This is a genomic window from Cellulomonas pakistanensis, assembly GCF_016862755.1.
Taxonomy (GTDB): domain Bacteria; phylum Actinomycetota; class Actinomycetes; order Actinomycetales; family Cellulomonadaceae; genus Cellulomonas; species Cellulomonas pakistanensis.
Map to the genome: position 1 here is coordinate 15,402 of NZ_BONO01000015.1, position 26,978 is coordinate 42,379.

Sequence of the window (26,978 nt, forward strand, 5' to 3'; positions counted from 1 at the left end):
TCAGATCTCCTCGAGGGTGCGGGTGCGACGGAAGCCGAGGTAGGAGATGACCCCGACGATCAGGAAGATGACGATCGACAGCGCGCTGGCGACGCCGTACTGCTTGGTCCCGGACTCGAAGGCCACGGAGTAGACCATCGAGATGAGGATGTCCGTGTGGCCCACCACGTACGGGGTGCCCACGAAGTTCGGGCCGCCGCCGGTCAGCATGTAGATCAGCGAGAAGTTGTTGAAGTTGAAGGCGAAGCTCGAGATCAGCAGCGGCGCCACCGACACCATCAGCAGCGGCAGCGTGAGCGAGCGGAAGATCCGCCAGCGGCCGGCGCCGTCGATCCGCGCGGCCTCCGTCATGTCGTGCGGGATGGACTGCAGCGCGCCCGTGCAGATGAGGAACATGTACGGGAAGCCGAGCCACAGGTTCACGCCGATGATCGCGGCCTTGGCCAGCCACGGGTCGCTCAGCCACGGGATCGACGCGCCGCCGAGCAGCACCTCGTTGATGAGGCCGAACCGCTCGTTCAGCATGCCGCGCCAGACGAGAGCGGACAGGAACCCGGGGAACGCGTACGGGAGGATCAGCAGCGAGCGGTAGACCTTCCGGCCCCGCACCCGCGGGTCGTTGAACGTGATGGCCAGGAACAGGCCGAGCGCGAACGTGGTGATCACGGACAGGAACGCGAACGCGAAGGTCCACACGAAGATCTGCGCGAACGGCCCGGCCATCCGCGAGTCGGTGACCATCGCCGTGAAGTTGTCGAAGCCGACGCCGACCCGCCAGCCCGGGGTCAGCCGCTCGCCGTCCGGGGAGACGAAGTTGCCGCCCTCGCCGGGCGTGTAGACCGTGCCGGTGTCGGTGTCGGTGAACGTGTCCGCCGCGGCGTCGTACTCGAGCGCGGACCGGAACACGTAGCCGGTCGACCCGTCCTGGGTGCGCACCGACCCGTCGGACGGGTCGTCGGAGAACGGCACCCGGAGCGAGGTGATCGCCTCCTGGTCGGCCGCGACCTGCGCGAAGCCGAGGACCTCCCAGCCGGGGACCTCGGTGATGCGGCCGGACTCGACGGTGGCGTCGACGTCCTCGAACGGCTGCTCGGCGGTGCCGACCTGCGTGTCGCCGTCCTCGGTGACGACCGCGAACCCGAGCTCGTCGCCGCTCTGCACGACCGCGAGCGGGAGCGAGGGCGAGCCCTCGACGCGGCGCTCGTTCTGCGCGGCGATCTGGGTGATCGCGTCGGCCTTGGTGGAGTTGTGGCCGTCGCCGTAGTTCGTGAACGCGACGTAGCCGGTGTAGCCCATCGCGAACAGCTGGTAGACGACCAGGAACAGCAGGCCCGGCACGAGGTACTTCGCCGGCAGCATCCGGCGCGAGAAGTAGGCCCAGTTCGCGACCACGAGCGCGAGGACCAGGAACGCGAGGATCCCCCACTGGGACACCGCCCAGGCGGACAGGATCCCGTACACGCCGAGGGCGTCGACGGTGCCGATGAGGATCAGCTTGGCGATGAACCCCGGGGAGAACGAGCGGGCGTGCGACGTGGTGCCGCGCGGTGCTCGCCGCCGCGGCGGGCGGGTCCCCGTGGGGTCGTCGGGGACGACCTCCTGGGCGGTCGACTGGTCGGTCATGCGAGGGCCTCCGGGCGCGCGGCGGTGCGGGTGCTGCAAGGGGGTGGTGGGGCGAGCGGCGCGACCGCCGGGGTGCCGCGTGAGCACCCCGGCGGTCGCGCGACGTCGGTCAGCCGTCGATGGCGTCCTGGATGTTCTGGACCATCGCGTCCCACGCGCCGGCCGGGTCGGCCGCCTGGCCGCCGACGATCTGCGCCTCGGTCGCGCCCCAGAAGGACCACACCGAGCTCATCGCGGGGATGGCGGGCATCGGGGCGCCGGTGGCGCCGGCCTCGTTGAAGCCCTGGAGGACCGCGTCGTCGACCTTGTCGGCCGAGGCGGTCAGCGCCGGCAGGCGGCCGCCGGCCTCGTACAGCGCGTCCTGCGCCTCCTCGGTGGTCAGGTAGTTGACCACGAACTCGTTGGCGAGCACCGGGTTCTCGGACTTCGCGGAGATGAACACGCCCTGCACGCCCACGAACGGCTGGGCGGGCTGGCCGCCGGCCGACGGGACCGGCAGCACGGAGATGTCCATGCCGGCCTCCTGGAACGCCGAGGTGTTCCACGGGCCGGTGACGATGTACGGCGCCTGGCCGTCGAGGAACGCCTGCTTGGCCTTGTCGCCGTCGACCGACAGGTCGAGCGTGCGGTCGGCGCCGAGCTTGGCCAGGTACGCGGCGTACGCGTGGCCGGCCTCGCCGCCGAGCGCGAGCGTGTCGGTGTACGAGCCGTCCGCGCTCTGCTCGAACACCGGGGCGCCGAACGACGTCTGCAGCGGGTACAGGTGGTACGGGTCGGACTCCTCGCCCTGCTGGATCAGCACGGAGAAGTCGGTGCCGGCGCCCTTGGCCTGCTCGACGAGCTCGTCGAACGTGGTGGCCGGGGTGTCGGCGAGCAGCGCGTTGTTGCGGACGAGCGCGATGTTCTCGATCGAGATCGGCACGCCGTACGTCTGGCCGTCGTACGCCATGGCCTGGACGGCCGAGTCGGCGAACGCGTCGGCCTTGTCGCCCAGCTCGATCGGGGCGACGACGCCGTTGTTCACCCACTCGCCCAGGCCGTCGTGCGCCGAGACGATGATGTCCGGGCCCTCGCCGGTCGGGACCTGGGTCACGAAGTCGGGGCCGATGTCGCCGGTGGCCTTCTGGACCAGCTCGACCTCGACGCCGGACTCCTCGGAGAAGGCCTCGACGACGGGGCGCATGGAGTCGATGCGGGTGTCGTCGACCCACATCGTCAGGGTGCCCTCGGCGGCGTCGGCCGCGGGGCTGTCGGAGGTGGCGTCGGACGGCGAGTCCGAGCTCGAGCACGCCGCGAGGGCGAGCGCGAGGACGGCCGTCGTGGCGAGGGCGGGGATGCTCCGTCGCATCAGGGTGTCTCCCAGCGTCAGAAGGGGCGGTGCGAGCCGTCGACGGCACCGCCGGCGCTGGCTCGATGCGGGGACCGTAACGGGCCGCGGAACCCGTTTGCAAGCCGTTACGGTAACTTTCAGGCATCGGTTACAGTGCTCTCCGACCCGAGGGACGACGTGGCCCGATCGGATGACGACAACGACGACGAGGAGGCGACGGTGCCCTCTACGCTCGCGACCGTGCGCACACGCCTCACCGACCTGGCCGAGCAGGCCGGCGTCTCCACCGCGACGGTCTCGCGGGTCCTCAACGGCAAGCCCGGCGTCTCCTCGCAGGCGCGGCAGGCCGTGCTGGCCGCCCTCGACGTGCTCGGCTACGAGCGCCCCGAGAAGCTCCGCACCCGGCCGGCGGGGCTGGTCGGCCTCGTGGTGCCCGAGCTGTCGAACCCGGTGTTCCCCGCCATGGCCCAGGCCATGGAGTCGATGCTGACCCAGCGCGGCTACACGCCGCTGCTGTGCGCGCAGCAGCCGGGCGGCACGACCGAGGACCAGTACGTCGAGATCCTGCTCGACCACGACGTGTCCGGGATCCTGTTCGTCTCGGGCCTGCACGCGGACACGCAGGCGTCGGTGGAGCGCTACCACGCGCTGCGCGGGCGCGGGCTGCCGATCGTGCTGGTCAACGGCAAGGCCGACGGCGTGGACGCGCCGAGCATCGCCACCGACGACGCCGTGGCGATCGAGCTGTCGGTCCGGCACCTGGTCGCCCTCGGCCACCGGCGCATCGGCCTGGCGATCGGTCCCGAGCGGTTCGTGCCCGCGGCCCGCAAGCGCCAGGCGTTCGCCGACCAGCTCCGCGCGCAGCTCGGCGTCGAGGACGCCGCGCCGCACGTGAACACCACCCTGTTCACGGTCGAGGGCGGCGCCACCGCGGCGCACGAGCTCATCGACTCCGGGCACACCGCGATCATCTGCGGCTCCGACCTCATGGCGCTCGGCGCGATCCGCGCCGCCCGGTCGCGCGGCCTGCGGGTGCCTGAGGACCTGTCGGTCGTCGGCTTCGACGACTCGCCCCTGATCGGCTTCACCGACCCCCCGCTCACGACGGTGCGCCAGCCCGTCCAGGCGATGGGGCAGGCCGCGGTCTCCGCGCTCATGGCGGAGATCAACGGCACCCCCACGTCGCGCACCGAGCTCCTGTTCCACCCGGAGCTCATCGTGCGCGGCTCCACCAGCTCAGCACCCGCTTCTCCCGGAGGACCAGCGTGACCCAGCTCGACCAGCAGCCGATCTCCCGCCCCGCCCCGGAGGTGGTGCACGAGCCCGGCCCCGTCGACGGCCCGTGGTGGCGGGACGCGGTGATCTACCAGGTCTACCCGCGGTCGTTCGCGGACGCCGACGGCGACGGCATCGGCGACCTCCCGGGCATCACCGCGCGGCTGGACCACCTGGCGGCCCTGGGCGTGGACGCGGTCTGGCTGTCGCCGTTCTACCGGTCCCCGCAGGCCGACGCCGGCTACGACGTCGCCGACTACCGGGACGTGGACCCGCTGTTCGGCACGCTCGCGGACTTCGACGCGCTGCTCGGGCGCGCGCACGAGCTCGGCCTCAAGGTCGTCGTCGACCTGGTCCCGAACCACTCCTCGGACGAGCACGTGTGGTTCCAGGAGGCGCTCAAGACGCCCCCGGGCTCCCCCGAGCGCGCGCGGTACCTGTTCCGCGAGGGCCGCGGCGTCAACGGCACCGAGCCGCCGAACAACTGGGGCTCGATCTTCGGCGGCCCGGCCTGGACCCGGCTCACGCCGGAGAAGCACGGCGTCGACGACGGCCAGTGGTACCTGCACCTGTTCGACTCCAAGCAGCCCGACCTCGACTGGTCGAACCCCGAGGTCCGCGAGGAGTTCGAGGGCGTGCTCCGGTTCTGGCTGGACCGCGGGGTGGACGGCTTCCGGGTCGACGTCGCGCACGGCATGGTCAAGGCCGAGGGGCTGCCCGACTGGGACGGCCACGTCTCGATGATCGAAGGCGCCGACGACGTCGACGCGGTCGCCGGTTCCGGCAACCAAGGCCCGATGTTCGACCAGGACGGCGTGCACGAGATCTACCGCGCCTGGCGCAAGGTGCTCGACGAGTACGACGGCGACCGCATGCTGGTCGCCGAGGCGTGGGTCGAGCCGCTCAGCCGCCTGGCCCGCTACGTGCGCCCGGACGAGATGCACCAGGCGTTCAACTTCGCGTTCCTCGCGACCGGCTGGGACGCCCCGGCGCTGCGCAAGGTCATCGCGGCGTCGTACCAGGTGAACGACACCGTCGGCGCGCCGACGACCTGGGTGATGTCGAACCACGACGTCGTCCGGCACGCGTCCCGGCTCGGCCTGGCCGACCCGTCGTCGCGCCCGAACGGCATCGGCGCCGAGGACGAGCAGCCCGACGCCGAGCTCGGCCTGCGCCGCGCCCGCGCCGCCTCGCTGCTCATGCTCGGCCTGCCCGGCTCCGCGTACGTCTACCAGGGCGAGGAGCTCGGCCTGCCCGAGCACACGTCGCTGGCCGACGAGGTCCGCGAGGACCCGGCGTTCTTCCGCACGAACGGCGCCGAGCGCGGCCGCGACGGCTGCCGCGTGCCGCTGCCGTGGGAGGCGGACGCCCCGGGCTTCGGCTACTCCCCGACCGGGAGGACGTGGCTGCCGCAGCCCGCCGAGTGGGCCGCGTTCGCCGCCGACGCGCAGGACGGCGTCGCGGGCTCGACCCTCGAGCTGTACCGCGCCGCGCTGCGCCTGCGCCGGGCCGAGAAGCTCGGTCTCGGCGGGGCGTCGTGGGAGCCGGAGTTCCAGGACGACGAGGACGTCATCGCCGTGCGCAACGGCTCGGTGGTCGTCGTCGCGAACCTGGGCTCGACCCCGGTCCCACTGCCGCTCGACGCCGAGGTGCTGCTGGCCTCCGGCCTGCCGGGCGACGCCCCGGTCGGCGCGGAGCTGCCCGGCGACACCACCGTCTGGCTCCGGGCGCGCTGACGCCGTGACGCACCCCGACGGGGTCGCCCCCGCGCACGGGGGCGGCCCCGTCGTCGTCGTGGGGCCCGCCTCCTGGAACACGGTGGTCCGGGTCGACGCGCTGCCCGGCGCGCGGTCGCAGACGCTGTTCGCGTCCGGGCACCACGACGGGCTCGGCGGGACGTCGGCCGGCAAGGCGGTGACGCTCGCGGCGCTCGGCGTCGACGTGCGGCTGCGGACGGTGCTCGGGGCCGACGCGCTCGGGGACGCCGTGCGTGACGCGCTGGCGCACCCGCGGATCGCGCTCGACGCCGTGCCCGCGGCCGACGGGCGGACCGAGCGGCACGTCAACCTCGTCGCGGCCGACGGCGGGCGGGTGTCGGTGTACCTGGAGCTGCCGTCGCCGGGCGTCGCCGTCGACCCGGCGGACGGGCTCGCGGGCGCGCGGGTCGCGGTCGTCGACCTGGCGGAGCTGTCGGTCCCGGTGCTGGCCGCCGCGCGCGAGGCCGGGGTGCCGGTCTGGTGCGACGTCCACGACGACGACGGGGTCGCGGCGTTCCAGCGGCCGTTCGCGGACGCGGCGGACGTGCTGCTGGTGTCCGAGGCGCGGCTCGACGACCCGGCGGCGTACCTGCGGGCGCGCGTCGCGGGCGGCGCGCGGCTCGCGGTCTGCACCCGCGGGTCGCGCGGGGCGCTGGCGCTCGACCCGGACGGGTTCTGGGAGGTCGGCGCGGCGCCGGTCGCGTCGGTCGTCGACGCCGACGGCGCGGGCGACGCGTTCCTGTCGGGCCTGCTGGCGGCGACCCTGGCGGGGCGCGGGACGGCCGAGGCGCTGGCGTGGGCGAGCGCGGCGGGCGCCCTGGCGGTGACCACGGAGTCGCTGGGCGCCCCCCACGCGACCGCGGAGTCCGTGCGCGCCCTGGCTGCGCGCGTCGCTGTGGCGCGCGCCTGACCGAGAGGTCGCGGATCGGTGTCTTCGCGGCTCTGAAGGCCCCGGTCTGCGACCTCTCGGCGCGGGTCAGCCGCCGCTGACGCTCAGCTCGGCCTCCTGGAGGGAGCGGCGGAAGTCCTCCGAGAGGTCCCGGCTGTCCAGCCAGCCGTCCGGGAGGTGCGGGCGCTTCGGGGTCCCGGCGCGGCCGCGCTGGCCCTCCGCGGCCTCGCCCGGGTACGGCTGGTCGAGGTCGAGCGCCGCGAGCCGGTCGTCGAGCTCGGCCAGGGACGACACGAGCCCGAGCGCCGCGCGCTGCTCGCCGCCGACGACGTAGCCCTTCCAGTACCAGGCCATGTGCTTGCGCAGCTCGCGGAGCGCCTTGCCCTCGTCGCCGAAGTGCTCGACCATCAGCTCGGCGTGCCGGCGGATGACCTGCGCGACGTACCGGGCGCCGGGCGTGATCCGCTCGTCGGACCCCGCGAACGCCGCCGCGAGGTCGGCGAACAGCCACGGGCGCCCCTGGCAGCCGCGACCGACGACGACCCCGTCGCAGCCGGTCTCCCGGACCATCCGCACGGCGTCCTCGGCGGACCAGATGTCGCCGTTGCCGAGCACGGGGATGTCCGTGACGGTCTCCTTGAGCTTCGCGATCGCCTCCCAGTCCGCGGTGCCGGAGTAGTACTGCTCGGCGGTGCGGGCGTGCAGCGCGACGGCGGCGACACCGAGGTCCTGGGCGACGAGCCCGGCCTCGAGGTAGGTCAGGTGGTCGGAGTCGATGCCCTTGCGCATCTTGACGGTGACCGGGACGCCGTACGGGCGGGCGGCCTCGACGGCGGCGCGCAGGATCGACTCGAACAGCTCGCGCTTCCACGGCAGGGCCGAGCCGCCGCCGCGCCGGGTGACCTTGGGCACCGGGCAGCCGAAGTTGAGGTCGACGTGGTCGGCGCGGTCCTCGGACGCGATGAGGTGCACGGCGGCCCCGACGGTCGCCGGGTCGACGCCGTAGACCTGCACGGAGCGCGGCTTCTCGTCCGGGGCGTGCGAGATGATCCGCATCGACTCCTCGCCGCGCTCGACCAGCGCCCGCGAGGTCACCATCTCCGCCACGTACAGGCCGGCGCCGGACTCGCGGCACAGCCGGCGGAACGCCGCGTTCGTCACGCCGGCCATGGGCGCGAGGACGACGGGCGTGTCGATCGTGAGCGGGCCGATGCGCAGCGGCGGCAGCACGTGCCCCTCGGCGACGGGCGCCGCCGGGTCGACGGTGGAGGGAACGGTCATGCCTCGATTGTCCCCCACGTCGCGGCGGACCCCGAGGGCGAGGGCCCCGCGCACCCGGCAGAATCGCCCCCGTGCCCTCCCCCGCCGCCCTGCGCACCCGCCGGCTCATCGCCGCGATCCTGCTGCCGCTCGTGCTCGCCGCCGCCGTCGGCATGGCCCTGACCTGGCCGCACGGCGAGGTGCAGTCCGCGCGGACCGTCAGCGAGGTCGACATCGACTACCCGACGGCGACCGTGACCGGCACCACGGTCGAGCAGTGCGAGGGCACGGTCGAGGACCGGGAGCCGGACGGCACGATCCCGGCCGAGGTGCCGTGCCTGCGGGTGTCGGCGACGGTGACCAGCGGCCCGGAGCAGGGTTGGGAGGTCCAGGTGTGGGCCACGGCGTCGACGACGGCCGACCAGGTGCCCGCCGGCACCCGGATCCTCGTCGAGCACTACCCGGCCACCGACACGGACCCCGAGGTGTGGGCCTGGCACGACTACGACCGCACGCTGCCGCTCGTCACGATCGCGCTGGTGTTCGCCCTGGCGATCATCCTGGTCGCGCGCGGCCGCGGCCTGCGGGCGCTCGTCGGGCTGCTCATCGCGTTCGCCGTCATCGGCGTCTACGTGCTGCCGGCGCTGGTGCGCGGCGAGAACCCGGTGGTGGTCGCGCTCAGCGCGTCGACGCTGATCATGGCCGTGGTCCTGTACCTCGCGCACGGGCTGTCGCTGCGCACGTCGGCGGCGCTGCTCGGCACGCTCGCCGGGCTCGCGGCGACGACGGTCCTCGGGGTGCTCGGGGCGTCCTGGGCGCGGCTGTCGGGCGTGAGCAGCGAGGACTCGTACCGGTTGGCGCAGCTGCTCGGCGAGAGCGGCGCGACGTCCCTGCGCGGGCTGTTCCTGTGCGGGCTGGTGCTCGCCGGGCTCGGCGTGCTGAACGACGTGACGATCACCCAGGCCTCGGCGGTGTGGGAGCTGCGCGCCGTCTCCCCCGGGGCTTCTCGGCGCGAGCTGTTCCGCGGCGGGATGCGGATCGGTCGGGACCACATCGCGTCGACGGTCTACACGATCGCGTTCGCCTACACCGGCGCCGCGCTGCCCGTGCTGCTCCTGCTCGAGCTGTACAGCCTGCCGCTCGGGCCCACGCTGACGTCCGGGGAGTTCGCCGAGGAGATCGTCCGCACCATGGTGTCGTCGATCGGCCTGGTGCTGGCGATCCCGCTGACCACGGGCATCGCGGCGCTGGTGGTGACGCGCACGGGCGCGGCGCCCGCGCGCCACGCCGCGGCGGACACCCACGCGCACGCCCACGTCCACGCAGTGACGGAGGCGGACGCCCCGCCGCACGCCTGACGCCCCGTTCGCCGAGATGGCAACTCTCGGCTGTGCGCGGGCGCCCGGACACAGCCGAGAGTTGCCATCTCGGCAAGGGGTGCCGCCCCGTCAGACCGCCGGGGTCGGTGCGGGATCCGGGTCGTCGGTGGACGACCCCGTCGCGGCCGGGAACGGCGCGGCACTCGGCGCCGGGACCAGGGCCGCGGCGATCGCCGTCGTCAGCGGGATGGCCAGCACCAGGCCGATCGACCCGACCAGCGTCCGCACGACCTCCTCGGCGATCTCCCCGCTCGTGAGGCTGTCGAGCAGCGTCCGGTCGGACATCGCGACCAGCAGCACCAGCGGCAGCGCCGCCCCGAGGTACGCGAACGCCACGGTGTACACCGTCGACGCGATGTGGTCCCGCCCGATCCGCATGCCGCCGCGGAAGAGCTCGCGGCGCGTGGCGGCGGGCGACAGCGCCCGGATCTCCCACACCGCCGACACCTGCGTGATCGTCACGTCGTTCAGCACGCCGAGGCCAGCCAGGACGATCCCGCACAGCAGGATCCCCTGCAGGTCCGCCTCCGGCGCGGCCGCGCGCAGGTCCAGCGCGTACTCGCCGCTGAGCGCGTTGAGGTGCGTCGCGCCGGTGGCCCATGCGGCGAGCACGCCGGTCGCCAGCAGCCCGCCGAGCGTCCCGAGCAGCGCCGTCGACGTCCGGATCGAGACGCCGTGCGCGAGGTACAGCAGCACGAACATGAGCGCCGACGCGGTCACCAGCGCGACCGGCAGCGCCGGCCCGCCGGTCAGCAGCGCGGGCACCGTGAAGCCGAGCACGCCGCCGACCGCCACCACGAGACCCGCCAGGGCGCCGAGCCCGCGCAGCCGCGCGACGGCCAGCACCAGCACGCCGAGCACCGCGGCGAGCAGCGCCATGGGCGGCCCGCGCACGAGGTCGACGAACACGTACGGCGCCGCGCCACCCGCCTGCGGCAGGGTCAGCACCCGGATCCGGTCGCCCGGCTCGATCACCTCGAGGTGCTCGGGCGCGACCTGGACCGTGATCGCCTCGCCGCCGTCGGTCTCGGCGAGCAGCGCCGGCCCGGTCGCGGACTCCGCCAGCAGGTCGACGTCGGTCGCGGTCACCTCGACGTACGACGAGCCCTCGGGCGTGGTGTCGAGCGTCGGGGCGTCGTCCCGCGGCCACAGCGCCACGAGCCCGGCGAGGGTCGCCAGCAGCGCGACGCCGAGCAGCGCGACGACGACGGCGCGGGCCCGCCTGCCGACCGGGAGGTCGGGGGTGGGACCCGCGCCGTGCGCGTGGCCGTGGCCGGCCAGGGCTCAGGCCCCGACGAGCCGCTGCGCGAGGTAGCCGGTCACCTGGTCCAGCGCCACCCGCTCCTGCGTCATGTCGTCGCGGTGCCGGATGGTCACGGCCTGGTCCTCGAGGGTGTCGAAGTCGACCGTGATGCAGAACGGGGTGCCGATCTCGTCCTGGCGGCGGTAGCGGCGGCCGATGGCGCCCGCGTCGTCGAAGTCGACGTTCCAGGACCGGCGGAGCTCCGCGGCCAGGTCGCGCGCCTTGGGCGACAGGGCCTCGTTGCGGGACAGCGGCAGCACCGCGGCCTTGACCGGCGCCAGGCGCGGGTCGAGCTTGAGCACGGTGCGCTTGTCGACGCCGCCCTTCGCGTTCGGCGCCTCGTCCTCGGCGTACGACTCGATGAGGAACGCCATGAGCGACCGGGTCAGGCCGGCGGCCGGCTCGATGACGTACGGCACCCAGCGCTCGTCCTTCGTCTGGTCGAAGTACGACAGGTCCTGGCCGGAGTGCTTCGAGTGCGTCGACAGGTCGAAGTCGGTGCGGTTCGCGATGCCCTCGAGCTCGCCCCACTCGGAGCCGCTGAAGCCGAACTTGTACTCGATGTCGACGGTGCGCTTCGAGTAGTGCGACAGCTTCTCGGCGGGGTGCTCGTAGTGCCGCAGGTTGTCGCGGGAGATGCCCAGGTCGACGTACCAGTCGGTGCGCTGGTCGATCCAGTACTGGTGCCAGGTCTCGTCGGTGCCGGGCTCGACGAAGAACTCCATCTCCATCTGCTCGAACTCGCGGGTCCGGAAGATGAAGTTGCCGGGCGTGATCTCGTTGCGGAACGACTTGCCGATCTGGCCGATGCCGAACGGCGGCTTCTTGCGCGCCGTGGTGAGCACGTTGGCGAAGTTCACGAAGATGCCCTGCGCGGTCTCGGGCCGCAGGTAGTGCAGGCCGGACTCGTCCTCGACCGGGCCGAGGTACGTCTTCAGCATCATGTTGAAGTCGCGGGGCTCGGTCCACTGCCCGCGGGTGCCGCAGTTCGGGCAGGCGATGTCGGCGAGGCCGTTCTCGGGCGCGCGGCCCTTCTTCTCCTCGTACTCCTCGAGCATGTGGTCCTCGCGGAACCGCTTGTGGCAGTGCAGGCACTCCGTCAGCGGGTCGGTGAACACGCCGACGTGGCCGGAGGCCACCCACACCTGGCGGGGCAGGATCACCGCGGAGTCGAGGCCGACGACGTCGTCGCGCGACTGCACGACGGTCCGCCACCACTGCTTCTTGATGTTCTCCTTGAGCTCGACGCCCAGGGGCCCGTAGTCCCACGCGGAGCGCGAACCGCCGTAGATCTCGCCGCTCTGGAAGACGAAGCCGCGCCGCTTGGCGAGGGAGACGACGGAGTCGAGACGGGACGGTGCTGCCACGGTGAGTGCTCCTGGTGCCGGGGTCCTGCGCGCCTGGGTGGCGCGGGGGTGGGATCGCTGGACAGGCTACCGGGCCGCGGTGCCGGGGCGCCGGTCGCGCCGCCCTCCGGGACGGGCGGGTCGTGCTGCGGTTTTGACACTCGTTCTCAACAGGTCGATGATGGTCGGATGCCGCTGCGCCGCCCCCTGCCCCTCGCCGTGTCCGCGGGGGTCGTCCTCGCCCTGACCGCCTGCTCCTCCGGGGGCTCGGGCGCGTCCGGCGGCGGCGACGGCGGCGACGGCATCGCGGTGCTGGCCTCGTTCTACCCGCTGCAGTACGTGACGGAGCAGGTCGGCGGCGACCTGGTGTCCGTGGACTCGCTCACGCCGCCCGGGGCCGAGCCGCACGACCTCGAGCTGTCCCCCGCCCAGGTCGACGCGGTCGGCCGGGCGGACCTCGTCGTGTACCTGTCCGAGTTCCAGGCCGCCGTGGACGACGCGGTCGACGCGAACCCGCCGGCGCACGTGGTCGACGCGGCGCAGGACACCGAGCTGCACGCGGCCGAGCACGAGGAGGAGGAGCACGCCGAGGACGACGGCCACGACCACGGCTCCCTCGACCCGCACTTCTGGCTCGACCCGAGCCGCCTGCCCGCGGTCGCCGACGACGTCGCCGCGCAGCTCGCCGAGCTCGACCCCGACCACGCCGACGAGTTCCGCGCCAACGCCGAGGCGTTCACCCGGGCGATGACCGAGCTGGACGAGGAGTACCAGGCCGGCCTGGCGACCTGCGACAGCCGCACGATCGTCACGACCCACGAGGCGTTCTCCTACCTCGCCGAGCGGTACGACCTCGAGCAGGTCGGCATCGCGGGCGTCGACCCCGAGGGCGAGCCGTCGCCGGCGCGCCTGGCCGAGGTCGGCGACGTCGTGCGGGACGAGGGCGTGTCGACGATCTTCTTCGAGACGCTGGCCAGCCCGAAGGTCGCGGAGACGCTGGCCGACGAGCTCGGCGTCGACACCGCGGTGCTCGACCCGCTCGAGGGCCTCACGGACGAGTCCCAGGACTACGTCTCCGTCGCGCGGGCGAACCTGGAGACGCTGCGGACCGCGCTGGGGTGCGCGTGAGCACGGGCGCCGCGGCCGCCGCCGAGCCCGCCGTCCTCGCCACCGGCGTCGACGTCACGCTCGGCGGCCACCAGATCCTGCAGGGCGTCGACCTGCGGGTCGGCCGCGGCGAGGTCGTCGCGCTGCTCGGCGCCAACGGCTCCGGCAAGTCGACCCTGGTCCGCGCGCTGCTCGGCATCGTGCCGCGCACCGCGGGCGAGGTGCACCTGCTCGGCGGCGCGCTCGGCAACGGCGTGCCGTGGGAGCGGGTCGGCTACGTCCCGCAGCGGCTGCCCGCCGGCGGCGGCGTCCCGGCCACGGGCCTCGAGGTCGTGACGTCCGGCCTGGTGCACGGCCGCACGCTCCGTCCGCCGCGCGACGCCCGGAAGCGGGCGCTCGCCGCGCTGGAGCAGGTCGGGATGGCCCGGCACGCGCGCCGCTCCGTGCTGCAGATGTCCGGCGGTCAGCAGCAGCGGGTGCTGATCGCCCGCGCGCTCGTCCGCGAGCCCGACCTGCTGGTGCTCGACGAGCCGACCTCCGGCATCGACCTGCCCACCCAGGAGACGTTCGTCGCCACCGTGCGCGCGCTGCACGACGCCGGCGGCACCGTCCTGGTGATCCTGCACGAGCTCGGCTCGTTCGCCGGGCTGATCGACCGCGCGGTCGCGCTGCGGCACGGCCGCGTCGTGTACGACGGCCCGCCGCCGCGGCCGCGCGGCGAGCACGCCGGCCCGGAGCACGAGCACACCCACCCGCACGCCGACCCGCCCACGCCGGGCGCCGGGCTGTCGATGGAGGTCCTGCCGTGACGTGGTTCGAGACGCTCGGCGCCATGCTGTCGTCGCCCCTCATGCAGCGCGCGCTCATCGCGGCCGTGCTGGTCGGCGCCGCGGCGCCCGTCGTCGGCACGTTCCTCGTGCAGCGCCGGCTCGCGCTGATGGGCGACGGCCTCGGTCATGTCGCGCTGACCGGCGTCGCCCTCGGCTGGCTGGTCGGCACCTGGGCGGGCCTGGTGCCGCAGGACGCGCTGGCCATCCCCGGCGCCGTCATCGCGGCGCTCATCGGGTCCGTCGCGATCGAGTGGGTCCGCGCCCGCGGCCGGACGTCCGGCGACCTCGCGCTGGCGCTCATGTTCTACGGCGGCATCGCCGGTGGCGTGCTGCTCATCAAGCTCGCCGGCGGCACGAACGCCAACCTGGTGTCGTACCTGTTCGGCTCGATCTCCACCGTGTCGACCGGCGACCTGTGGTGGACCGCCGGCCTCGCCGCGGGGGTGCTGCTGGTCGGGCTCGGGCTGCGGCACGTGCTGTTCGCGGTGAGCCACGACGAGGAGTTCGCGCGCGGCTCCGGCCTGCCCGTGACGGCGATCAACATGGTGGTGGCCGCGATGTCGGCGCTCACGGTCACCGTCGCGATGCGGGTGGTCGGGCTGCTGCTGGTCAGCGCGCTCATGATCGTGCCGGTCGCGGTGGCGCAGCTCGTCGTCGGCTCGTTCGCGCGGGTCATGGCCCTGGCGTCCGGCATCGGCGTCGCGGTCAGCGTGGTCGGTCTGTCGATCACGTACTGGGAGGACATCCCGCCCGGCGCGACGATCGTGCTGCTGGCGATCGCCCTGTACGCGATGGCGGCGGTCACGCGGCCGCTGCTGACCCGGCGGCGCACCGACGAGGCCCCGCACGACCCGCACCCGGAGCTGCCGGACGACGTCGACCTGCCCGTGGCCGCGCGCTGACCCCGGGCGGCGTGGCGGTCGCGCGCGCGAGGCGGGGGCTCGTCGAGTGGGCACCGGACACGTCGAGTGGGTATCCCGTGGATGCCCACTCGACGCGCCTGATGCCCACTCGGCGGCACAGCGGGCGCGGCGTGGCGTCGGTCTCACCCGGGACCCGGTCCCCCAGGTCAGGCTCACCTCACTCGTAGACTCGGTCGGGTGAGCGACACGGCGGCGGCGTACGGCATGGGCGGGTGGCCGTTCTGGGCCGTCATCGCCGGGCTGTTCGTCGTCGTGATGGCCCGCTCGCACCTCTTCTACTGGGTCGGGCGGGGCGTGACCTCGGGCGCGGCGCGGCTGGCCGACCGGGCCGGCGAGGGGGCCGACCGGGTCGGCGAGGAGGCCGACGAGCCCGACGCGGGCGCCCCCGCGGCACCGGCCGAGCCCGCCCGGGCCCCGCGCGGCGCCGCGGCCCGGGCGCGCGTGCACCGGCTGATGAGCCTGCCGACCGCCCGGCGCGGCCTCGCGCTCGTGCACCGGTTCGGGCCGTTCGCCGTCACGCTCGCCTACCTGACCGTCGGCGTGCAGACGGCCGTGTTCGTCGGCTCGGGGCTGCTGCGGATGCCGTACCCGCGGTTCCTGGCCGCGTCGATCCCCGGCAGCGTCGCGTGGGCGTTCATCTGGGGCACCGTCGGGCTCGGCGCCGTGTGGGCCGCGGTCCGGCTGGCGACGGCGTCCCCGTGGGGCCTGGCCGCGGTGCTGCTCGCGGTGGCGGCGCTGGTGACGTGGGCGGTCGTGCGCCGCCGCGCCCGGCGCGGCGCCGAGCCCCGCGACCCCGCCGCCCCGGCCGACCAGCTCGTCTGAGGGGCACCCGGCCGCCGAGACGGCACCTCTCGGCTGTCCGAGCCGGGCCGGGCACAGCCGAGAGCTGCCATCTCGGGGAGCAGGCCGTCCCCGCGAGGGCGGCACCCGCGGGGTCAGGACTCCGCGGGCTTGTCGATCGCGCCGCCGTAGCGTCGGTCGCGGCGCGCGTACGTCTCGATCGCGCGCCACAGGTGCCGGCGGTCGACGTCCGGCCACGGCTCGTCCAGGAACACCAGCTCGGCGTAGGCGGCCTGCCAGATCATGAAGTTCGACGTGCGCTGCTCCCCCGACGACCGCAGGAACAGGTCCACGTCGGGCAGGTCGGGCTCGTCGAGGTAGCGCTGAATCGTCTTCTCGGAGACCTTGTCGGCCTTGAGCCGGCCCGCGGCCACGTCCTGCGCGATCGCCTTGGCGGCGTCCGCGATCTCGGCCCGGCCGCCGTAGTTCACGCACATGGTGAGCGTGCAGGTGGTGTTGCCGCGGGTCAGCCGCTCGGCCTCCTCCAGCTCGGAGATGACCGACCGCCACAGCCGCGGCCGCCGGCCGGCCCAGCGCACCCGCACGCCCCAGTCGTTCATCACGTCGCGGCGGCGGCGCAGCACGTCCCGGTTGAACCCCATGAGGAAGCGCACCTCCTCCGGCGACCGCGTCCAGTTCTCCGTCGAGAACGCGTACGCCGACACGTGCTGCACTCCGATCTCGATCGCCCCGGCGACGACGTCGAGCAGCGACGCCTCCCCCGCGGCGTGCCCGGCGGTGCGCGGCAGCCCGCGGGCGTTCGCCCACCGGCCGTTGCCGTCCATGACGATCGCGACGTGCTTCGGGACGAGCTCCTTCGGCAGCACGGGCGGGCGGGCCCCGCTCGGGTGCGGGGGCGGCGGAACCGGCATCAGATCCTCTCGACCAGGGGCAGCGAGCGCAGCGTGCGCTCGAGGTGGAACTGCGAGTACGCGGACACCATCCCGTTGCCCTCCCGGCGGTGCCGCTCGGCGGAGGCGTCGGCGACGGCCCAGTCGCCCACGAGCAGCGCGGACAGCAGCTCGAACGTCTCGGGCGCTGGGGCGGTGGCGCCGGGCGGGCGGCAGGACACGCAGACGGCGCCACCCTGCGCGACCGCGAACGAGTGGTGCGGGCCCGGCCGGCCGCAGCGGGCGCAGTCGGTGAAGGACGGCGCCCAGCCGGCGATCGCGAGCGCGCGCAGCAGGTACGAGTCGAGCACCAGGCCCGGCGCGTGCTCCCGGCCGGCGAGCGCCCGGACGGCGCCGACCAGCAGCCAGTACTGCTGGAGCGCCGGCTCGCGCTCGGCCTCGACCAGCCGCTCGGCGGTCTCCAGCATCACGGTGCCCGCGGTGTAGAGCGCGTAGTCCTCGCAGACCGGCCGGCCGTACGCGCCCAGCGTCTCGACCTGGGTGACGACGTCGAGGTTCCGGCCGGTGTTCAGCTGCACGTCGATGTGCATGAACGGCTCGAGCCGGGACCCGAACCGCGAGGTGGTGCGGCGCACGCCCTTGCCGACCGCCCGCACCTTGCCGTGGGTGCGGGTCAGGAGGGTGACGATCCGGTCCGCCTCCCCCAGCTTGTGGGTGCGCAGCACGATCGCCTCGTCGCGGTAGAGGCTCACGACCCCATCATCCCCCGCGGGCGCCGCCGAGCGCGCACGTGTTCGCCGACCGCGTGCCGCGTCGCCGCAGGACCTCCGCACGTCGCGCCCCGGACGCGGCGACGCCCGGCCCCGCGGGCCGGGCGCGGGTGGGCGCGGCGGGCGGGACCGGGCACCGGGGCCGGTCGGGGGTGGCGCCGGCCCCGTCCAGGGGCCCGCGCGGGATCAGCGGGCTGCGGCGGCCTCGCGCTCGGCGCGGTTGACCGCCGAGATGATGGCCTTGAGCGAGGCGGTGGTGATCGACGAGTCGATCCCGACGCCCCACAGGGTCCGGTCGCCGACGGCGCACTCGACGTACGCGGCGGCCGCGGCGTCGCCGCCGGCGGACAGCGCGTGCTCGGCGTAGTCCAGCACCTGCACGGTCACGCCGACCTGGGCGAGCGCCTCGACGAACGCCGCGATGGGGCCGTTGCCGGACGCCTCGACGGTGCGGTCGACGCCGCCGTCCACGAGGTCCACCGCGAGCGTGTCCGGGCCCTCCTCGGCGCTGGTGGTCCGGGTGCCGCGGAGGGCGAACCGGCCCCAGGCGTCCAGGTCGGACGCGTCGTCGACGGGCAGGTACTCGTCGGTGAAGATCCGCCACAGCGCGTCGGCCGTGACCTCCGAGCCGTGCGCGTCGGTGTACCGCTGCACGACCTGCGAGAACTCGATCTGCAGCCGGCGCGGCAGGTCCAGGTCGCGCTCGGACTTCATCAGGTAGCTGATGCCGCCCTTCCCGGACTGCGAGTTGACCCGGATGATCGCCTCGTACGACCGGCCGACGTCCTTCGGGTCGATCGGCAGGTACGGGACGGCCCAGTCGATGTGGTCGACGTCCGTGCCCTCGGCGGCCGCGCGGGCCTCCATGGCGTCCAGGCCCTTCTTGATCGCGTCCTGGTGCGAGCCGGAGAAGGCCGTGAACACCAGGTCGCCGCCGTACGGGTGCCGCTCGGGGACGGCCATCTGGTTGCAGAACTCGACGACCCGGCGGACGTGGTCGATGCCGCCGCCGACCGCGAAGTCGATCTCGGGGTCGACGCCCTGGCTGAACAGGTTCATGCCGAGCGTCACCAGGCAGACGTTGCCCGTGCGCTCGCCGTTGCCGAACAGGCAGCCCTCGATGCGGTCGGCGCCGGCCAGGTAGCCCAGCTCGGCGGCCGCGACGGCGGTGCCGCGGTCGTTGTGCGGGTGCAGCGACAGCACGACGTGCTCGCGGTACCGCAGGTTCCGGCCCATCCACTCGATGGAGTCGGCGTACACGTTGGGGGTGGCCATCTCGACCGTCGCCGGCAGGTTGATGATCACCGGGCGCTCGGCGGTCGGCTCGAACACGTCCAGCACCGCGTTGCAGATCCGGGCGGCGAACTCGAGCTCGGTGCCCGTGTACGACTCCGGGCTGTACTCGTAGAACACCTCGGTCTCCGGGACGCCCTCCTCGTACTTCTTGCACAGGCGGGCGCCCTGGACGGCGATGTCGACGATGCCGTCCTCGTCGGACCGGAACACGACCTCGCGCTGCAGCACCGACGTGGAGTTGTACAGGTGCACGATGGCCTGCTTGGCGCCGGCGATCGCCTCGTACGTCCGCTCGATGAGGTGCTCGCGGGACTGCGTCAGCACCTGGATGACGACGTCGTCGGGGATGCGGTCCTCCTCGATCAGCATCCGGACGAAGTCGAAGTCGGTCTGCGAGGCGGACGGGAAGCCGACCTCGATCTCCTTGTAGCCCATCTGCACGAGCAGCTCGAACATCGCCAGCTTGCGGGCGGCGTTCATCGGCTCGATCAGCGCCTGGTTGCCGTCGCGCAGGTCGACCGCGCACCAGCGCGGGGCCTTCGTGATCTGCTTCGTCGGCCAGGTGCGGTCCGGCAGCTCGACGCGGATCTGGTCGGCGAACGGGCGGTACTTGTGCACCGGCATGCCGGACGGCTGCTGGGCGGTGCGGGAGTGGTAGCTCATCGGGGGTCCTTCGCTTCGCGGGGTGCTGGGGTCAGCCGGCGCACCGAACACCGCGACGAGGATCCGGCCTAGAGGGCCTCGTCGCGGCGGCGAAGAAGGAGGCTGCGGAGGGTGAGCACGTCTCGACTGTACTCCGCACCTCCGGGCGGACCGCAACCGCTCAGCATGCGGACGCCGCCTGCGGCGACCACCCCGGCCGCCGGCGGACGGGCCTCAGGTCAGCACGATGAGCTCGTCCCGGCTGCGGAGCACGAGGTGCCCGCCGACCGCGGTCACCGACCGCACACCCTCCTCGAGCGGCAGGCTCCACTGCAGCTCGCCGTCGGCCAGCCGCCGGGCCTCCATCGTCGGCCGGCCCGCCGGCGAGCGCCCCGCCGCGAGCACCAGGTCGCCGTCGGTGAGCGGCGCCCACCACATGAGGACCCGCCCCGGCGACTCCCACTCCGGCGCGCCCGTCCGGGCGGCGACGACCTGGTAGCCGTCGACGCCGAGCAGCAGCAGGTGGCCGCCCGCCTGCAGCCGCACGGCCCGGTAGGTGTCGGTCCGCCACAGCTCCGCGCCGCCCGGCACCGACCGGCCGACGAGCTGCCCGCCCTCGTCCATCACCAGGACGTCGTCGGGCTCGCCGTCGGTGGCGGTGACCGTCGGGAACAGCGACGGCGCGTGGAACAGCGCCCGCCCGCGCCGGTCGCGGACGACGCCGCCCTCGCCGCTGGACCAGGTGCCGAACAGCTCCGCCGACAGCGAGCCGACGACCAACCAGCCCGCGGGCGTCGTCACGAGCTCGTCGCCGTCCGCCGCGTCCAGCACGGTCGCCGACCAGCCCTGCAGCAGGACGAACGCGTCGTTGACCCGCAGCTCGGACCCGCTGACGATCCCCTCGCGCAGCCGCAGGGGGCTCTCGCCGCGGAACCACCAGCGCCGCTCGCCGTCCGCGCCCCCGTACCGGCCCACCCGCGCGTGGCCGTCCGCGCCGACCCGCAGGGCCACCAGGTCGTCCCCCAGCCGCTCGACCGACGCGAGCCGCCCGGACAGCTCCCACCGCCCGAGCTCGGCGCCCGTCGCCGCGTCGATCGCGGACACCTGCGCCCACCGCTCGTCCGGCGCGGGGAACGGCACCGTGCCGCGCGCGTCCCGGCCGGGCGCCACCGGCGGCTCGACGACGCACAGCACGACCGGTCCGACGTCCGACCCGTCGTGCGGGCAGCCCGTGAGCGGCCGGGTGCCCGCCACCGGCCCCAGGTCCCGCGTCCACAGCGTCTCGCCGGTCCGCTCGTCGTGGCCGGTCACCCGGAACCGCCGGTCGTGGACGCCGGACACCACGATCGACCCGCTCGCGGCGAGCACGTCGGCCGACCGCGGCACGTCCGCCCGCCACCGCGCCCACGGCGGCCCGTCCAGCGGCGCGAGCATGCCCGGCGCGACGGCGGTCGGGGCCGCGGGCGCGGCGGCCCGGGCGACGAGGGCGCCGGCGACGACGAGCGCGAGCACGACCAGCAGCGCGGTCCACCGCCGGCGGTGCGGGTGCGGGGCCGCGTCGCGACGCGCGGGCGGGTCGTCCGGCGGCGCCGGCGGGAGCCAGGTGCGGGGGCGTCCGGGCGCGCGGGGGCGGTCAGCGACGTCGACGAGCTCGACGTCCTGCATCGTCGCAGCAGACCGCGGGCGGCCCATGCGCCACTGTAAGCCCCTACGCGCGCAGCCCCACCGCCAGCGACAGGTCCCCGAACGTCACCAGCGACCCGTCCGCGAGCCGCACCCGCCGGTCCGGCAGGCAGACGATCCGCTGCCCGTCGGCCAGCGTCACCAGCGTGCCGTTGGTCGAGCCGCGGTCGACGACCCACGGGCCGTGCTCGTCGACGCCGAGCATGAGGTGGGTCTTCGACACCGAGCGGCCGGGGTCGGCGACCGGGACCGTGCGGACGCCGGGCAGGGGGTCCGGGTTGCGCCCGACCAGCAGCGGGCCGGCCAGCGCCGCGACCGTGCCGTCCGGGAGCCGGACCGCCCACGCCGCGCCGGGCTCGGCGGCCGGGACGGGCGGCGCCGGGAACGCGGAGGGCGGGAGCGCCGCGGCGGCGGGCTGGGCCGGGGCGGTGCCGTGCGCCGGAGCGGCCGTGGCGCGGGACCCGGGGGCCGCCGGAGCCGTAGCCGGGGCGGGACCCGGGGGCTCCGGAGCCGGGGTCGCGGGCGGCGCGGCGGCGGCCGGGGGGTCGCTCGCCGCCGGGGCCGCGGGAGCCGCGTCCGGGTGCACCGGTGCCGCCGGGACGATCGCGTGCCGTCCCGTGCGGGTGGGCGGCTCGCCCGGCACGGGGCCGAGCGCCTCGCGCCAGGCGGCGTCCTCGCGCGACGGGACCGCGGACCCCGACGCACCGGCGGGGGCCGGGGGCGCCCACGGCGCGGGTGCGACGGCACGCGCCGGCGCCGGCGCGGGTGCCGGCGCCGGTGCCGGCGTGGGCGCGGGTGCGGGTGCGGGTGCGGGTGCGACGGCACGCTCGGGCTCGGGCGCGGGCGCCGGTCCGGGCGCGACGGCACGCTCGGGCGCGGGCCCCTGCCCCTCCCCCGGCGCGGCGGCGGGCGGGGCGGACCCGGCGACGGGCGGCCACGCCGGGCCCTGCCCGGACCAGCCCCCGGCCTCCTGCCCGGGCGCGTGCCCGGCCCAGGGCGCGGTCGCCCGCGGTGCCTGGTCGGCGGCGGGCCACGGCACGGACGGGACGGGCCCGGTCGTTGGCCGGGGAGCGGCCTGCGGCTCGGGCTGCGGCGCCGGCGCGGGTACGGGCGCGGGAGCGGCGGGCCCCGCCGCGGGCGCGGCTGCCGCCGGTCCCGGCGCGAGCGGCACCGGCGCGGCCGGGTGCGCCGGCACGACCGCCGCGGGCACGACCGGGATCTGCCGGGTGTCGAGGTCCGGACCCAGGCCCGGCGCGCCGAGCGGCGGCAGCACGAGACCGGGGGCGTCGAGGCGCCGGTCGGCGGCCAGGGCGCTCCACCGGGTGCGGGTCGGCTCGGACGGCGTGGGGTCGACGGACGGGGTCGGCGCGGAGCCCGTGGGCACGGCGGGGTGCGGCACGCCGCCCGGCCACCCCGCCTCGGCGCCGGCGGCCGGGGCGTCCGCAGGCCCGGCCTCGGCGCGCGGCGCACCGGACCCCGGCGCCCCGGTGTCGCGGGCGTCCCGGCCGGCGCCCGGCCGGCCGGACCAGTCGCCGACGCGGCGCGCGGCGACGAGCCCGCGCACGTCGACGACGACGGCCTCGCCGACCCGGTCGTGCCAGCCGCGGCCGCGGCCCGAGGAGTCGAACAGCGGCGAGAGCAGCACCACGAGCTGCCCGACCCCGCACGCGAGCGACCCGAGCGCGACGACCAGCGCCCGGACGAGCGCCCGGCCCATCCCGACGGGCCGCCCGGACCGGACGTCCACCAGGCGCAGGCCGAGCAGGCGGCGCCCGACCGTCCACCCGCGGGTGCCGTTCCACACCCACTGCGCGACTCCCCAGGCGGCGAGCAGCACGGCGCCGACGGCCAGCAGCACGCCGGACGGCGCGGCCGGCGGCGGGACGACGGTGCCCGTGCCGGCGGCCGAGGCGGCGCGCGCGGTGGCGGTGGCCGCGGGGAGCACGGCGAGCCACAGCGGCGCCGCGGCGACGGCGGTCAGCGCGGCGTCCACGAGGTACGCCGCCACGCGCCGCCCGACGGGGGCGCTCGGCGCGCTCGGGGGGACGACGCCGCCGGTGGTGCTGCTCATCCGTCCGCTCCGTCCGCTCGTCGTGCCCGCCGTTCCCTGCGCCCGCTCCCCCGTCCGCCCGTGCCCGTCGCGCGCACGGCCCGGGCCGCGACCCGGGCCCGGCGCCGCTCGGACCGGCGCAGCGAGCGCGTCGTGACCCGCCCGCGCCAGCGCTCCTTGCGCGGGGTCGCCGCCCGCATCCGGGCCAACGCCCCGTCCACCTGGGCCCAGAACTCCCGGGCGTCCGCCGCGGTGGGCGTCGAGGCGCCGAACACGGCGGCGTCGGCGCGGTCCGCCAGCGCGACCACCGCGGCGCCGGCCTCGGCACCCGCGGGGCCCGGCGCGGCGACGGGCCGGGGGGCCTTCGACTTCCGCCGACCCGTGTCCTCCGGCTCGGGGGCCGTGGTGAACGCGCGGTCGAGCGCCCGGGCCCCCTCGCGGCGGGTGGCGACGGGGTCGACGTCGCGGCGCAGGTCGGTCGCGAGGTCGAGCACCTCCTGCCAGCCGCCGACGACGCGGTTGAGCGGCACCGGGTCGCGCCGCCGCCGGCGCCGGCGCCGGGCCTTGAGCGCGGCGATCACCAGGAACGGCGCGAGCAGCAGCAGCAGGACCCCGGACCCGGCGGCGACGCCGAGCACCACGCGCTGCCAGAGCGCGAACGCCCCGGAGTCGTCGCTGTCCTGCGTCTGCGGCTGGTCGGTGTCGTCCGACGGCGGCTCGACCGGGTCGGCGGGCGGCGGCGGGGGCTGGGCGACCTGCGGCTCCGGGTCGGACTGGCTGGTCTCCTGCTCGTCCTGCGGGGTCTGGCTCTCGGGCGGCGTCGGGTCGAACGTGACCCAGCCGTACCCCTCGAACGCGATCTCGACCCACGCGTGCACGTCGGCGCCCGTGACGACCACGGGGGCGTCGGGGTCCGCGGCCGGCGCCTGCGCGGCGTCGGCGGCGTCGCCGTCCTCGTCGGCCCCGGGCACGAAGCCCATGACGACGCGCGCCGGCAGGCCCATCTCCCGTGCCATGAGCGCCATGGCGGACGCGTACTGCTCGTCGTCGCCGACCATGAGCTCGCCGCCGAGCAGCGCGCCGACCCGGTCGGCGCCGTGCCCGGACAGCGACGGGTAGTCGCCCTGGTCCGTCTGCCCGTGCGAGAAGAAGCCGCGCTCGGACAGGGTCTGCTCCAGCGCCCGGGCCACCTGCACCGGCGTCTCCGCCTCGCGCGCGGCGTCGCCCGCGGCGCTCGGCACCGCGTCGGGCACGCCCTGCGGCTCGGGCAGGTCGAGGTCGCGCGCGCCGGCGGAGCCGATCTGCTCGTCGTCGGGCTCGGCCGGCACGACCGCGTCCAGCGTGTAGGTCAGGCCCTCGTCGAGCCCGCCCGTCAGGACGGCCGCGCCGGTCGCGTCGTTGAACCGCAGCCGGGACTGCGCCTCGGTGTCGCCGAGCCGCACGGACACCGAGTCGCCGACGGTCGGCAGCCAGACGCCGGTCAGGCCGTCTACCCGGACCTCCACCTCGACCCGGTCGCCGCCGGTACCGGAGGCCTCGACCTCGTCGGCCTCGGCCACGGCCTGCTCGCTGACGACCTCGCCGACGCGGCGGAACTCGCCGGAGGCGCGGGAGGAGCCGTCGCCGGCCACGTTCCACACCACGCCGTCGAACCGGTCGAACGTCGCGAGCCGGACCCGGGCGCCCTCGGGCAGCCCCTGGACCGTGAACAGCTCGACGGTGTCGTCGTCCTTCACGTACTTGCGGAACGCGGACAGCGGGCTGGCGTAGTCGCGCGGGTCGAACGGCGGCACGAGCGCGTCGCGCAGCACGTACCGGTCGCGCTGGGCGTCGACGACCGTGCCCGCCGCCACGCCGCCGGCGCCCGCGAGGGCGACCAGCAGCACCAGCGCCACGGGGCGGCGGGCGCGCAGCCGGCCGGACCGCCACGAGGCCCAGACCAGCAGCACGAGCGCCGTCGCCGTGCCGACCGCCACCGGGGCGACGGTCGTGTGCGTGCCGAGCAGCACGGCGCCGGCCAGGGCGACGGGCGGCAGCAGGGCGGCGGCCGGGGCCGCGCGGCTCGTGCCGAGCGCCAGCCGCACCGCGACCGCGGTCCCGACGACCGCGAGCAGGAACGGCGGGACGAGCAGCCATCCCGAGCCGCCGAGCGGCGGCTGCAGGGTCAGCACGTCCTTCCAGCCGAGCGCGGCGCCGCGGACCACGGACACCATCGACGCGAGGGTCGGCACCGCGCCGCCCACGGTCTGGTCCGGCGTGGCCAGGGGGCCGCCGAGCACCACCGTCGCCGCGAGCAGCACGGCCGTCGTCACGGGCGGCGACCAGCGCGCCCAGGCGGACAGCACGCCGACGGCGACGCCGAGCAGCACGCCGCCGAGCACCGGGGCCAGCAGCACCGAGCCGCCGTACACCGGGAGCAGCGGGCTGAGGGCGGCGAGCACCGCGCCGGCGAGCACCAGCACGTCGACCACCCCGAGCGCGCCGCGGGGCACGCCGCGGACCGGGCGGTCGGCGCGCGCGGGCTGCGCTCCGCCGCCGCCGCTCCCGCGGCCGGGCGCGGGCGGGCCGGGCGGCGTGGGAACGCCGGGCGCGGGCGCCGGCACGCCGGGGCCGGCCGCGGTGGGCTCGGTCGTGGTCGTCGTCATGCCGCCGCCGCCAGACGCAGGGCGCGGGGCAGGTCGTCGAGCGCGCCCAGCCGCACCAGGCTGAGGGTGCGCTGCGTGCGCACCTCGACCTCCGCGCCCGGGACGCAGCTCACGACGAGCGTGCGGGTGCCCTCGGGCACGTGCCGGGCGGCGGCGCGCAGGTCGGCGGCGGGCACGACGGAGCCGGTGACCAGGAACGCCAGCGTCACGTCCGGCGCCTCCCGCGCGATCCGGCGGCCGAGCAGCCGCGAACCGGTGCCGTCCGGGCCGCAGGTGATCCCGGAGCAGTCGTCGAGCAGCGGGCGGCGCGCGGTCGTGCGCACCCGGCCGGGACCGGCGAGGACCTCGAGCGGGTGCTCCTCGGCCAGCACGTGCACGCCGAGCGACGCCACGACGCTGACCGCGAGCTCCAGCTCGGCGTCGTCGTCGGCGTGCTTGTAGTCCCGCGGGTCGGTCGCGAGCGCGACCGCGGTCTGGGTGCGGCGCGTGTCCTCGTACTGCTTGACGGTGAGCTCCCCGCGGCGGGCGGTGGTGCGCCAGTGGATCGACCGGCGGTCGTCGCCGACCACGTAGTCGCGCAGCGCGTGGAACGCGAGGTCCATGTCGGACAGGTCGCGGGTGGCGCCACCCTCCAGGTCGCGCAGCAGGCCGGCGTCCGCGCCGGTCAGCATGACGACGCGCGGGTGCACGTACAGCTCCTCGGAGCCGGTGGTGACGGCGTGCCGGACGGCGATGCCGAGCGGGTCGCCCCGCACGGCGCGCACGGGGCCGACGGTGACGACGGCGCGCCGGTCGGTGGGCACGGCGAACAGCTCCTCGTGCTCCTCGCCCGGGGCGAGCGACGGCACGTCGAGCTCGGCGCGCCCCTCGCCGACCTGCAGCTCCAGGCGCACCGACCGGGTGCGGCGGCCGCCGGGCGCGGTCACGACCACGCCGCCGAACGCCCGCTCCCCCACCCGCACGCGCCGGTCCGCGAGGTCGAGCCGGACCGCGTGCGGCAGCCGGCCCCAGGTCATCGCGACCGCCACCAGCACCGCGGCCACGCCCACGGCGCCGAGCGCCGCGAGCTCGACCCAGCCGAGCAGCACGCCGGCCACCAGGGCGGCGGCGCCGAGCAGCCCCGCGCCCCAGCCCACGCCCGACAGCCGGGTGCGCGAGCGCCTCACGCCACGCCTCCCT

At 75.7% G+C, this 26,978-nt stretch carries 20 protein-coding genes; 8 read left to right on the forward strand and 12 right to left on the reverse strand.

The genetic code is table 11. The annotated features are described in order from the left end of the window. Together Cpa01nite_RS10770 and Cpa01nite_RS10775 are read right to left on the reverse strand one after the other, a co-directional pair. Entirely contained in the window at positions 1 to 1,623 is a 1,623-nt protein-coding gene (locus Cpa01nite_RS10770; RefSeq protein WP_203668768.1) for an ABC transporter permease subunit, read from the reverse strand. A 109-nt stretch (positions 1,624 to 1,732) separates the two neighbouring features. Then, complete coding sequence (locus tag Cpa01nite_RS10775) at positions 1,733 to 2,971, reverse strand: sugar ABC transporter substrate-binding protein (protein ID WP_203668769.1); 1,239 nt, start codon at positions 2,969 to 2,971, stop codon at positions 1,733 to 1,735. A 222-nt stretch (positions 2,972 to 3,193) separates the two neighbouring features. Here Cpa01nite_RS10775 and Cpa01nite_RS10780 point away from each other — a divergent pair, with 222 nt between their 5' ends. From Cpa01nite_RS10780 to Cpa01nite_RS10790, 3 genes are read left to right on the forward strand one after another with little or no spacing between them, the layout of a single operon-like run. Further along, complete coding sequence (locus tag Cpa01nite_RS10780; RefSeq protein WP_203668770.1) at positions 3,194 to 4,222, forward strand: LacI family DNA-binding transcriptional regulator; 1,029 nt, start codon at positions 3,194 to 3,196, stop codon at positions 4,220 to 4,222. After that, positions 4,219 to 5,964, forward strand: coding sequence for a glycoside hydrolase family 13 protein (locus Cpa01nite_RS10785; protein ID WP_373307388.1), 1,746 nt, complete (start codon positions 4,219 to 4,221; stop codon positions 5,962 to 5,964). The genes Cpa01nite_RS10780 and Cpa01nite_RS10785 overlap by 4 nt, the downstream gene beginning before the upstream one ends. 4 nt (positions 5,965 to 5,968) lie before the next feature. Then, the gene (locus Cpa01nite_RS10790) at positions 5,969 to 6,895 is read left to right on the forward strand and encodes a carbohydrate kinase family protein (protein ID WP_203668771.1); all 927 of its coding nucleotides are present in this window, start codon (positions 5,969 to 5,971) and stop codon (positions 6,893 to 6,895) included. Positions 6,896 to 6,961: 66 nt separating this feature from the next. Here Cpa01nite_RS10790 and dusB read toward each other — a convergent pair whose 3' ends face one another. Beyond that, positions 6,962 to 8,155, reverse strand: a complete 1,194-nt coding sequence (gene dusB, locus Cpa01nite_RS10795) for a tRNA dihydrouridine synthase DusB (protein WP_203668772.1) — start codon at positions 8,153 to 8,155, stop codon at positions 6,962 to 6,964. Positions 8,156 to 8,226: 71 nt separating this feature from the next. On the opposite strand from dusB, the gene Cpa01nite_RS10800 reads away from it, so the two are divergent. Next, positions 8,227 to 9,492 carry a YibE/F family protein gene (locus Cpa01nite_RS10800; protein ID WP_239068706.1) on the forward strand — a complete coding sequence of 422 codons (1,266 nt, stop codon included), beginning with the start codon at positions 8,227 to 8,229 and terminating at the stop codon, positions 9,490 to 9,492. 90 nt (positions 9,493 to 9,582) lie between these two features. On the opposite strand, the gene Cpa01nite_RS10805 is transcribed toward Cpa01nite_RS10800, so the two are convergent. Then, positions 9,583 to 10,671 carry a YibE/F family protein gene (locus tag Cpa01nite_RS10805; RefSeq protein ID WP_239068707.1) on the reverse strand — a complete coding sequence of 363 codons (1,089 nt, stop codon included), beginning with the start codon at positions 10,669 to 10,671 and terminating at the stop codon, positions 9,583 to 9,585. Between the two features lie 126 nt (positions 10,672 to 10,797). After that, complete coding sequence (locus Cpa01nite_RS10810) at positions 10,798 to 12,183, reverse strand: glycine--tRNA ligase (protein ID WP_203668773.1); 1,386 nt, start codon at positions 12,181 to 12,183, stop codon at positions 10,798 to 10,800. Between the two features lie 168 nt (positions 12,184 to 12,351). Between Cpa01nite_RS10810 and Cpa01nite_RS10815 the strand changes: the two genes are divergently transcribed. From Cpa01nite_RS10815 to Cpa01nite_RS10830, 4 genes are all read left to right on the forward strand, one after another. Further along, positions 12,352 to 13,290, forward strand: a complete 939-nt coding sequence (locus Cpa01nite_RS10815) for a metal ABC transporter substrate-binding protein (protein ID WP_203668774.1) — start codon at positions 12,352 to 12,354, stop codon at positions 13,288 to 13,290. Beyond that, positions 13,287 to 14,078 (forward strand): metal ABC transporter ATP-binding protein, encoded by a 792-nt coding sequence (locus Cpa01nite_RS10820; protein ID WP_203668775.1) that lies wholly within the window; start codon positions 13,287 to 13,289, stop codon positions 14,076 to 14,078. The genes Cpa01nite_RS10815 and Cpa01nite_RS10820 overlap by 4 nt, the downstream gene beginning before the upstream one ends. 23 nt (positions 14,079 to 14,101) lie before the next feature. Then, the gene (locus Cpa01nite_RS10825) at positions 14,102 to 15,001 is read left to right on the forward strand and encodes a metal ABC transporter permease (protein WP_203668830.1); all 900 of its coding nucleotides are present in this window, start codon (positions 14,102 to 14,104) and stop codon (positions 14,999 to 15,001) included. 198 nt (positions 15,002 to 15,199) lie between these two features. Then, a complete protein-coding gene (locus Cpa01nite_RS10830; RefSeq protein ID WP_203668776.1) occupies positions 15,200 to 15,844 on the forward strand; it encodes a DedA family protein in 645 nt (214 codons plus the stop codon). A 113-nt stretch (positions 15,845 to 15,957) separates the two neighbouring features. On the opposite strand, the gene Cpa01nite_RS10835 is transcribed toward Cpa01nite_RS10830, so the two are convergent. The 7 genes from Cpa01nite_RS10835 to Cpa01nite_RS10865 form a co-directional block, all read right to left on the reverse strand. Beyond that, positions 15,958 to 16,734, reverse strand: a complete 777-nt coding sequence (locus Cpa01nite_RS10835) for an isoprenyl transferase (RefSeq protein WP_203668777.1) — start codon at positions 16,732 to 16,734, stop codon at positions 15,958 to 15,960. Further along, positions 16,734 to 17,465 (reverse strand): DNA repair protein RecO, encoded by a 732-nt coding sequence (gene recO / locus Cpa01nite_RS10840; protein ID WP_203668778.1) that lies wholly within the window; start codon positions 17,463 to 17,465, stop codon positions 16,734 to 16,736. Before recO ends, Cpa01nite_RS10835 begins: the two co-directional genes overlap by 1 nt. 204 nt (positions 17,466 to 17,669) lie before the next feature. Next, entirely contained in the window at positions 17,670 to 19,442 is a 1,773-nt protein-coding gene (gene leuA, locus Cpa01nite_RS10845) for a 2-isopropylmalate synthase (protein ID WP_203668779.1), read from the reverse strand. 213 nt (positions 19,443 to 19,655) lie between these two features. Then, positions 19,656 to 21,086, reverse strand: a complete 1,431-nt coding sequence (locus tag Cpa01nite_RS10850; protein ID WP_203668780.1) for an outer membrane protein assembly factor BamB family protein — start codon at positions 21,084 to 21,086, stop codon at positions 19,656 to 19,658. Between the two features lie 43 nt (positions 21,087 to 21,129). After that, positions 21,130 to 23,175, reverse strand: coding sequence for an RDD family protein (locus tag Cpa01nite_RS10855; RefSeq protein ID WP_203668781.1), 2,046 nt, complete (start codon positions 23,173 to 23,175; stop codon positions 21,130 to 21,132). Beyond that, positions 23,172 to 25,799 carry a transglutaminase TgpA family protein gene (locus Cpa01nite_RS10860; protein ID WP_203668782.1) on the reverse strand — a complete coding sequence of 876 codons (2,628 nt, stop codon included), beginning with the start codon at positions 25,797 to 25,799 and terminating at the stop codon, positions 23,172 to 23,174. The genes Cpa01nite_RS10855 and Cpa01nite_RS10860 overlap by 4 nt, the downstream gene beginning before the upstream one ends. Further along, positions 25,796 to 26,965, reverse strand: a complete 1,170-nt coding sequence (locus Cpa01nite_RS10865) for a DUF58 domain-containing protein (RefSeq protein ID WP_203668783.1) — start codon at positions 26,963 to 26,965, stop codon at positions 25,796 to 25,798. Before Cpa01nite_RS10865 ends, Cpa01nite_RS10860 begins: the two co-directional genes overlap by 4 nt. Positions 26,966 to 26,978 lie beyond the last annotated feature (13 nt).

Coding starts and splice junctions, on each gene's coding strand:
- Cpa01nite_RS10770 (WP_203668768.1), bottom strand. CDS start 1,623: ATGACCGACCAGTCGACCGCCCAGGAGGTCGTCCCCGACGACCCCACG.
- Cpa01nite_RS10850 (WP_203668780.1), bottom strand. CDS start 21,086: ATGCAGGACGTCGAGCTCGTCGACGTCGCTGACCGCCCCCGCGCGCCC.
- leuA (WP_203668779.1), bottom strand. CDS start 19,442: ATGAGCTACCACTCCCGCACCGCCCAGCAGCCGTCCGGCATGCCGGTG.
- Cpa01nite_RS10835 (WP_203668777.1), bottom strand. CDS start 16,734: ATGCCGGTTCCGCCGCCCCCGCACCCGAGCGGGGCCCGCCCGCCCGTG.
- dusB (WP_203668772.1), bottom strand. CDS start 8,155: ATGACCGTTCCCTCCACCGTCGACCCGGCGGCGCCCGTCGCCGAGGGG.
- Cpa01nite_RS10775 (WP_203668769.1), bottom strand. CDS start 2,971: ATGCGACGGAGCATCCCCGCCCTCGCCACGACGGCCGTCCTCGCGCTC.
- Cpa01nite_RS10825 (WP_203668830.1), top strand. CDS start 14,102: ATGCTGTCGTCGCCCCTCATGCAGCGCGCGCTCATCGCGGCCGTGCTG.
- Cpa01nite_RS10815 (WP_203668774.1), top strand. CDS start 12,352: ATGCCGCTGCGCCGCCCCCTGCCCCTCGCCGTGTCCGCGGGGGTCGTC.
- Cpa01nite_RS10860 (WP_203668782.1), bottom strand. CDS start 25,799: ATGACGACGACCACGACCGAGCCCACCGCGGCCGGCCCCGGCGTGCCG.
- Cpa01nite_RS10855 (WP_203668781.1), bottom strand. CDS start 23,175: ATGAGCAGCACCACCGGCGGCGTCGTCCCCCCGAGCGCGCCGAGCGCC.